The sequence below is a fragment of the Devosia sp. genome (assembly GCF_036406155.1).
Lineage (GTDB): Bacteria > Pseudomonadota > Alphaproteobacteria > Rhizobiales > Devosiaceae > Devosia_A.
In genome coordinates this window covers 1-6602 of the sequence record NZ_DASWVV010000153.1, presented here as the reverse complement: position 1 = coordinate 6602, position 6602 = coordinate 1, and the positions used below count along the sequence as shown (strand labels likewise).

Genomic DNA, 6602 nt, shown 5'->3' with positions numbered 1-6602 from the left:
TACAAGGTCGGGCAGCTCGCGAAATACGGCCTCGACTACGAAAGCCTGCGCGCGGTCAATCCGGGACTCGTCTACTGCTCGATCACCGGCTTCGGGCAGACCGGTCCCTACAAGGACCGTGCGGGCTACGACTTCCTCGTCCAGGGCATGTCGGGGATCATGGACCTGACCGGCGAGCCCGACGGCGCACCGCAGAAGATCGGCGTCGCCTTCACCGACATCTTCACCGGGCTGTACGGCGTCATCGCCATCCAGGCGGCGCTGGCGCAGCGCGAGCGCACCGGGCAGGGCCAGCACATCGACATGGCCCTGCTCGATACCCTGGTCGGCGTGCTCGCCAACCAGGGGATGAACTATCTTGCCACGGGCGAGTCGCCGCGGCGGCTCGGCAATGCCCACCCCAACATCGCCCCCTACCAGACGTTCCGGGTTGCCGACGGCCACTTCATCCTCGCCGTCGGCAATGACGGCCAGTTCGCGCGGGCCTGCGCCGTGCTGGACCTGGAGGCGCTGGCGGCGGACGCGCGTTTCGCCACCAATGCGGCGCGTGTCGCCAACCGCCCGGCGCTGGCCGCCGCGATCGAGGAGAAGACGCTGGCCTGGACGCGCGACGCGCTGCTGCGCGCGCTCGAGGAAAAGGGCGTCCCGGCCGGTCCGATCAATACCGTCGCCGATGCCTTCGCCGACCCGCAGGTCATGGCGCGGGGCATGCGCATCGAGCCCGCGGGCATTCCCGGGCTACGCACGCCGATCGTCATGTCGGACGCCGCGCTTTCCCTTGCGGCGCGCGCCCCCCGCCTCGACGAACACCGGCAGGAGATTCTGCAGGACCTCGCGCGGCGCGGCTGAGGGCCGCCACGCGTGACGTGCGCAACGCGTGCGTGCAAATCACGCGGATCACATCAATGGCGGCCTTACGCGCCGCCCGTCTTCCATCAACAGTTTGAAAGAAAAGGACAATTTGTCTGAAGCGGGGCGCCGCTCCCGTCTGGCACAGGCTTTGCATAACTATCCCCACCCGGGGCATTCTGGCACGCTGGCCGGCAGCCCCGGATCTCGACAGGGAGGAAACGCAATGATCTCTATCCGCCGCGCCTTGCTGGCGTCAGCCCTCGTGCTGGGCACCGCGCTACCGGCTGCCCACGCCGCCGACCTGATGGTCGGCTTCACGCTCGACGCCGACACGCTCGACCCCGCGAACCACCGCAAGCGGGAGACCGAGACCATCATCCGCAACATGTATGACGGACTGCTCACGCGTGACGGCGACATGAAGGTCGTCCCCGAGATCGCCGAGTCGTTCGTGCAGGTCTCTCCCACCGTCTACGACTTCAAGATCCGCAGCGGCGTCAAATTCCACGACGGCACCGAGATGACCGCCGAGGACGTCAAGTTCACGCTGGATCGCATCACCGTCGAAGGCGCCATGGACGGCCAGACCAGCCCCCGCCAGGGCCTCATGGGACCGGTGGCCTCCGTCGAGGTGGTCGACGACAATACCGTGCGCATCAATCTCAAGGAGCCGTGGCCGATCCTGCCGGCAATGCTGCCGAACCAGCAGATCGTGTCCAAGGCGTTCGTCGAAAAGGGCGGCGCGGGTGCTCTCTCCACCGCGGAGAACGGCACCGGGCCGTTCAAGCTCGTCGAGTGGCGCAAGGGCGACTCCATCATCATGGAGCGCTTCGACGACTATTACGGGGGCTCCCCCGACATCCCGCCGGTCGGCAAGGCCTGCGTCGACCGCGTGATCTTCAAGATCATCCCCGAGTCCGCGTCCCGCGTCGCGGCGCTGCTGGCCGGCGACGTCGACATCATCAACGAACTGCCGGCCTTCTCGATCGAGCAGGTCAAGGCCAATCCCAATACCGACGTGATGACGGTGAACGGCACGCGCAGCTTCTTCATCGCCATGAACATGCAGGGCGAGTATTTCGACGACCCCAAGGTGCGCCAGGCGGCGGCCCACGCCATCGACCGGCAGCTGATCATCGACCGCATCCTCGCCGGCAACGCGGTGGCCATCAACGGCATCCTGTCGCCCGACGCCTTCGGCGCCAGCGAGCTGCCGACCTACGCCTATGATCCGGAGAAGGCCAAGGCCCTGCTCGCCGAGGCCGGCTACCCCGACGGCATCGACGTCACCATGGACGTCGAAGGCGCCTTCAAGGACACCGCCGAGGCGGTCGCTTCGCTGCTCACCAAGGCCGGCATCCGCACCACCGTTGCCGTCGGCGAAGGGGCGCAACTCGTCGAGAAGTGGCGCACCCAGGGCAAGCCCAAGACCGGCGACATGTACTTCACCAGCTGGGGCAACGGCTCGCTCGATCCGTTCGACATCTTCACGCCGACGCACCGCACCAATGACCGCGGCAACTCCTCCGGCTACGCCAACGAGAAGCTCGACGCGCTCCTCGACGCCGCGGCGATCGAGCTCGATGCCGAGAAGCGGGCGGGGATGTATCGTGAGGCCGAGCTGATGATCAACGCCGACCTGCCCTATGTCTATCTCTGGGTGCCGCAGGACATCTACGGCGTCTCCAAGCGCCTGAGCGGCTGGAAGCCGAGCGCCGACAGCCGCATCAACCTGCACGACGCCTGCGTCCAGTAACCGAACCTCCCGGGGGAACGGACATGAGTCTGGGAAAGCTGCTGGAACGCCTTCTCCAGCTCCTGCCCGTTCTCCTCGGCGTCAGCCTCATCGTCTTCGTGATGATGACGCTGACGCCGGGCGATCCGGTGCAGATCATGATCGGTGACCAATCGGTCACCGCCGAACAGGAGGCGGCGCTGCGGCGCGACCTCGGCCTCGACCGCCCCATCCACGAGCGCTTCTTCGTCTTTCTGGGGAACGCCGTGCAGGGCGATTTCGGGCAGAGCTTCTACCACCGCCGCCCGGTCTCCGACGTCATCGCCGAGCGGCTGCCGGCCACCATCGAGCTGAGCCTCGTCGCGCTGCTGGTGGCGCTGGTGACCTCCATTCCCCTCGGCGTGCTCGCCGCCATCAGAAAGAACTCCTTCCTCGACCGCATCGCCACCGTGGGGTCGCTGCTCGGCGTGTCGCTGCCGGGCTTCTGGTTCGGCATCCTGCTGCTGCTGCTGTTCGCGGTGAACCTGCACTGGCTGCCGGTCTCGGGCCGTATCGGCTATTCGAGCGAGATCGCGCCCATTACCCATTTCCTGCTCATCGACACGCTGCTGCGCGGACGCCCCGACGCCTTCCTCGATGCGCTCTCGCACATCATCCTGCCAGCGATCACGCTGGGCCTGCCGATGACCGCCATCCTGATGCGCGTGACCCGCACCTCGATGCTCGAAGTGCTGCGCCAGGACTACGTCACCTTCGCCGAGGCCAAGGGGCTGTCGCGCCGGCGCATCCTGTTCCGGCACGCGCTCAAGAACGCCTTGATCCCGACCGTCTCGGTCGCTGCCATCGAGACCGGTTCGCTCCTCGGCGGCAACATGATCGTGGAGACGGTGTTCGGCTGGCCCGGCCTCGGCCGCCTCGTGGTCGAGAGCATCTTCCTGCGCAACTACCCGCTGGTCCAGGCCGCGGTGCTGTTCTACGCGGTGACCTACGTGCTGCTCAATTTCATCGCCGACATCCTCTATACCGTGCTCAACCCGCGGGTGCGCCTGTGAGCGCCGGCGTCGCTACCGCGCCGCGCGCGGCCGACTCGATCTTCCGCCAGAACCTGCGCAACTTCGCCGGCAACCGGCTCGCCGTGGCCAGCGCCGTGGTCGTGCTGCTGTTCGTGCTGATCGCCGTGTTTGCCCCGCTGATCGCGCCGCACAACCCCAACGAGACCGACCTCTTCCTGCGCCTGCAGCCGCCCGCCTGGCTGCCGGGAGGCGACTGGAGCTACCCGCTCGGCTGCGACGCGCTCGGCCGCGACATCCTCTCGCGCATCATCTACGGCACCCGCATCTCGATCTTCATCGGCGCCGCCGTGATCCTGGTCGCCACCACCATCGGCATCCTCGCCGGCCTCGCCGCCGGCTACCTGCGCGGTTGGGTCGACGTCGTCATCTCGCGCGTCGTCGACATCCTGCTCGGCTTTCCCTATCTGATCTTCGCCATCGGCCTGATGGCCATGATGGGCCCGGGCCTGCTCAACATCATCCTCGCGCTGGCCTACAAGGAATGGGTCATTCCCTGCCGGGTGGTGCGCGGCGAGACGCTGGCCACGCGCGAACTCGAATATGTCGAGGCGGCGCGCGCGCTGGGCGCGTCCCGCGGGCACATCATGATGCGCGAGATCCTGCCCAACATCCTGTCGCCGGTGATCGTGGTGTCGACCATCCGCATGGCGCACGTGATCATCCTCGAGGCCTCGCTCTCCTTCCTCGGGCTCGGCGTGCAGCCGCCCACCGCATCCTGGGGCTCGATGGTCGCCGACGGCCGCGCCTTCATGCTCGAGGCGTGGTGGGTCTCGACCTTCCCCGGGCTGGCCATCCTGTTGCTCGTGCTCGCCATCAACGTCGCCAGCCAGGGCCTGCGCGACGCGTTCGATCCGAGGTTCCAGGAATGAGCGAGACGCTGCTCAGCGTGCGGGATCTGCGCACGGTGTTCGAGACCCGCGCCGGCATGGTGCGTGCCGTCGACGGGGTGGATGTCGAGGTCAGGCGTGGGGAGTGCCTCGGCGTCGTCGGCGAATCCGGATCGGGCAAGAGCGTCACCTTTGCCTCGGTGATGGGTCTGGTGCGCTCGCCCGGGCGCGTCGAGGGCGGCGAGATCGTCTTCGACGGCCGCGACCTGCGGGCCCTCAATCCGCGGCAGATGCGGGCGGTGCGCGGCAGGGACATCGCCATGACCATGCAGGACGCACTGACCGCCCTCAACCCGGCGCTCACCGTTGGCGAGCAGCTGGCGGAGGTGCTGGAGGCGCATGACGACACGCTCGATGCGCGCGGCGGCGGCCGCGCCCGGGCCATCCGCGAGCGCTCGGTGGAAATGCTGGGCCTCGTCGGCATCCCGTCCGCCGACAAGCGGCTCGGCCAGTACCCGCACGAGTTCTCGGGCGGCATGCGCCAGCGCATCATGATCGCCATCGCGCTCGCCTGCCGCCCCAAGCTGCTGATCGCCGACGAGCCGACCACCGCGCTCGACGTCACCATCCAGGCACAGGTGCTGGAACTCATCTCCGACATCCGCCGCAAGCTGCAGATGAGCGTGGTGCTCATCACCCACGACCTCGGCATCGTCGCCGAGCATTGCGACCGGGTGATGGTGATGTATGCCGGCCAGGTGGTGGAGGAGGGCCCGACGGCGCAGGTGATCGGGGCGCCGCGCCATCCCTATACCAGGGGCCTGCTCGGCTCCATTCCGCGCCTGTCGCTGCGTGGTCAGCCGATCCGGCCGATCGAGGGCCAGGTTCCCGATCTCATCGACCTGCCGCCGCAGTGCCGCTTCTATTCGCGCTGCAGCGAGCGCGTCGACGCCTGCCTCAAGCCCATCGCCATGCGTGAGGCGGCCCCGGGCCATCGCGCCCGCTGCATTCACGTTGCGGAGCAGCAGCCATGAGCGCGCTCCTCGACGTACAGCACCTGAGCAAGGACTATCTGGGGCGCCGGACACTCGCCGAGCGGCTGACCGGGGCGCCGCGTTCCGTGCTGCGCGCGGTCGACGACGTCAGCCTGACGATCGAGCGCGGCGAGATCCTCGGACTGATCGGGGAAAGCGGCTGCGGCAAGTCGACCCTCGGCCGCGCCATCTTGAGGCTGCACGAGCCGAGCGCGGGCCGCGTCACCTTCGACGGCACCGACGTGACCGCGCTGGCGCCGGACGTGCTCAAGGCCATGCGCCGGCGCATGCAGATCATCTTCCAGGACCCCTACGCATCGCTCAACCCGCGCCGGACCGTAGCCGAGATCGTCGGCCTGCCCCTGCGGCTGCATGGGCTCGCCGCGTCCGAGGAGGAGATCCGGGCCAAGGTCGGCGCCATGATCGAACGGGTCGGCCTCAAGGCCAACCAGCTCGACCGCTATCCGCACCAGTTCTCGGGCGGGCAGCGCCAGCGCATCGGCATCGCCCGGGCGCTGATCTCCAACCCCGAATTCATCGTCTGCGACGAGCCGGTATCGGCGCTCGACGTGTCCATCCAGGCGCAGATCATCCAGCTCCTCATCGAGCTCAAGCGCGATTTCGGGCTGACCTATCTGTTCATCTCGCACGACATCTCGGTCATCGGCTACCTCTCCGACCGCGTCGCCGTGATGTATCTGGGCGAGATCGTCGAGATGGGGCCGGTGGAAGCCGTCCTGTCGCGCCCCCGCCACCCCTACACGCAGAGCCTGATGTCGGCAGTGCCGGAGGTCGACGCCGTCGGCCAGCACAGCCGTGTGCGGCTCAAGGGCGAGTTGCCGTCGCCGCTCAATCCGCCCGCCGGCTGCAAGTTCCACACCCGCTGCCCGCTGGCCATCGAGACGTGCCGCACCGTGGTGCCGCAGACGGAAAGCGTCGGGGCAGGCCACACTGCCGCCTGCCACCGGCTGGCGGAGCACCTGTCGCTGCTCGACGAGGCTGCGCCATGACCGCATTCGCCCCCGTGGACGGCACCCCGCTGCTCCTGTCGGGCGACGCCGCGGCGCGGGGTCGCGGCCAG

At 68.1% G+C, this 6602-nt stretch carries 6 protein-coding genes; all 6 read left to right on the top strand.

Features of this window, described 5'->3' with window-relative positions:
• Positions 1-849, top strand: an 849-nt coding sequence (locus VGD93_RS09765) for a CaiB/BaiF CoA transferase family protein (RefSeq protein WP_395011547.1), incomplete at its 5' end; no start/stop codon positions are given.
• 226 nt (positions 850-1075) lie between these two features.
• Positions 1076-2608 (top strand): ABC transporter substrate-binding protein, encoded by a 1533-nt coding sequence (locus VGD93_RS09760; protein WP_395011545.1) that lies wholly within the window; start codon positions 1076-1078, stop codon positions 2606-2608.
• A gap of 23 nt (positions 2609-2631) precedes the next feature.
• Complete coding sequence (locus VGD93_RS09755; protein ID WP_395011544.1) at positions 2632-3639, top strand: ABC transporter permease; 1008 nt, start codon at positions 2632-2634, stop codon at positions 3637-3639.
• Positions 3636-4529, top strand: coding sequence for an ABC transporter permease (locus VGD93_RS09750; RefSeq protein WP_395011542.1), 894 nt, complete (start codon positions 3636-3638; stop codon positions 4527-4529). The genes VGD93_RS09755 and VGD93_RS09750 overlap by 4 nt, the downstream gene beginning before the upstream one ends.
• The gene (locus VGD93_RS09745) at positions 4526-5521 is read left to right on the top strand and encodes an ABC transporter ATP-binding protein (RefSeq protein ID WP_395011541.1); all 996 of its coding nucleotides are present in this window, start codon (positions 4526-4528) and stop codon (positions 5519-5521) included. The genes VGD93_RS09750 and VGD93_RS09745 overlap by 4 nt, the downstream gene beginning before the upstream one ends.
• On the top strand, positions 5518-6531 hold the full coding sequence (locus tag VGD93_RS09740) for an ABC transporter ATP-binding protein (protein ID WP_395011539.1): 1014 nt from the start codon (positions 5518-5520) through the stop codon (positions 6529-6531). The genes VGD93_RS09745 and VGD93_RS09740 overlap by 4 nt, the downstream gene beginning before the upstream one ends.
• Positions 6532-6602 lie beyond the last annotated feature (71 nt).

What these genes read in the sequence shown, in the direction of transcription:
- VGD93_RS09755 (WP_395011544.1), top strand. Translation starts at nt 2,632, where the DNA reads ATGAGTCTGGGAAAGCTGCTGGAACGCCTTCTCCAGCTCCTGCCCGTT.
- VGD93_RS09740 (WP_395011539.1), top strand. Translation starts at nt 5,518, where the DNA reads ATGAGCGCGCTCCTCGACGTACAGCACCTGAGCAAGGACTATCTGGGG.
- VGD93_RS09745 (WP_395011541.1), top strand. Translation starts at nt 4,526, where the DNA reads ATGAGCGAGACGCTGCTCAGCGTGCGGGATCTGCGCACGGTGTTCGAG.
- VGD93_RS09760 (WP_395011545.1), top strand. Translation starts at nt 1,076, where the DNA reads ATGATCTCTATCCGCCGCGCCTTGCTGGCGTCAGCCCTCGTGCTGGGC.